General features: G+C 70.0%; 2 protein-coding genes and 1 pseudogene. 2 read left to right on the top strand and 1 reads right to left on the bottom strand.

Annotated elements, in window-relative coordinates:
- The coding region (locus FLM69_RS11220) for an integrase core domain-containing protein (RefSeq protein WP_141844293.1) at positions 1 to 215 on the top strand (215 nt) is incomplete at its 5' end.
- Between the two features lie 34 nt (positions 216 to 249).
- Positions 250 to 462, top strand: a complete 213-nt coding sequence (locus tag FLM69_RS11650) for a hypothetical protein (protein WP_255502846.1) — start codon at positions 250 to 252, stop codon at positions 460 to 462.
- A gap of 246 nt (positions 463 to 708) precedes the next feature.
- Here the strand turns inward: FLM69_RS11650 and FLM69_RS11755 are convergent.
- A pseudogene (locus FLM69_RS11755) lies at positions 709 to 1,014 on the bottom strand (recombinase family protein); the annotation flags it as partial.
- Positions 1,015 to 1,303 lie beyond the last annotated feature (289 nt).

The following is a 1,303-nucleotide window of genomic DNA, read 5'->3' as shown; positions in this document are numbered from 1 at the left end:
CGCGCCATAACGGGAAGGTCGAACGGTACAACCGGCTGATGGTCGATGAGGTCCTCTACGCCCGCCCGTATACCTCAGAGACAGCTCGGCGTGAGGCGCTGGCCGTGTGGGTGAACCACTACAACTATCATCGGCCTCATACCTCCTGCGGGGACGCCCCTCCGGCCTCGTTGGCCCCGGCCCGAGTCAACAACGTCATGACCTCTTACATCTAACCGAGAGCGTCTGACCAGAGAGCATCGGGACGACTTGGAAGCGGCCTTCTCAGACATCATGCTGCTGGGCGGCAAGGAAGAGATCGATGCGGCTTCGAAGTTCATGGTCCAGTTTGAGGAGACCACGGAAGGCTCGCTAGGACCCGTGATTTTCGCTCTGCGCAAGAGCCTCCGAAACGAAATTGGGCTGAATGACGTCCCGATGCCGCGCCCTTACAATTTGCGGCTCCACCTGAATGACGACTGAGGCCGCAGGTCTACCCGGCCACGCCTTGTGCCCGCCGCCCGGGGCGCCGACTTTCAGGCCACTCCTGACGGGGTGGCATAGGGCCCTGGCCGCTTCATCGCGCCGCTCATAAGGCTGCGACTCACCCCCGCTTCGCGGGCCACTCGCGAGAGCGGAACGCCTGCGGCCACCCGCTGGGGGGCCTCCTCCACCTGATCGAAGAGAGGCTGCGGCTTGGGCCTCGATAGACACCTTTGCCTCCGTCTGGGCGATGCCATCGGCCTGCCACTCCCGAATCAGCGAGCGCTCGAACTCCGCGACCGCTCCCAGTACGCCGAGAGGGAAGCGGCTCATGGAGGACGCGGAGCCCAGCTCGAAGGTCTGCCCCTCTTTGAGAAAGCGGACGGTCACCCCCCCCCGGCCAGTTAAGCCGTCTACCAGCGCCAACAGGTCGGGGACTGACCGTGCGAGCCGATCCATCAAGGCAACCGCGACCTCGTCCCCCTCCCGCACGTGCGCGAGTAGGGCGTCCAGACAGGGGCGGTTGGTGCTGCCACCCGATCGGTGGCACACGCGATGCCCACACCGAGGTGCTCGGCGCTTGCGAGGATCGCTCCCGCCGCGGTCTCTGCGCGTCCCCCCCCCCCCCCCCCCCCCCCCCCTCCCGCGCTGCTCCCCCCCCCCCCCCCCCCCCGCGCCTCCCCCCGTCCCTCCCCGCGGGGGTCCGGGGGCCCCCCCGGGGGCCCCCCCCCCGGCCGACCCCCCCCTGCCCCCCCGCCCGCGCGCCCCCCCCCCCGCCGCGCCCGGCACGCCGGCCAGGAGGCCCCCCCCGCCGTTCTCCGGCCCGAGGACCTCGTCGCCC

Origin of the sequence: Micrococcus sp. R8502A1 (assembly GCF_006704135.1) — a bacterium.
Taxonomy (GTDB): domain Bacteria; phylum Actinomycetota; class Actinomycetes; order Actinomycetales; family Micrococcaceae; genus Micrococcus; species Micrococcus luteus.
This window is presented reverse-complemented; position numbering and strand designations above follow the sequence as displayed.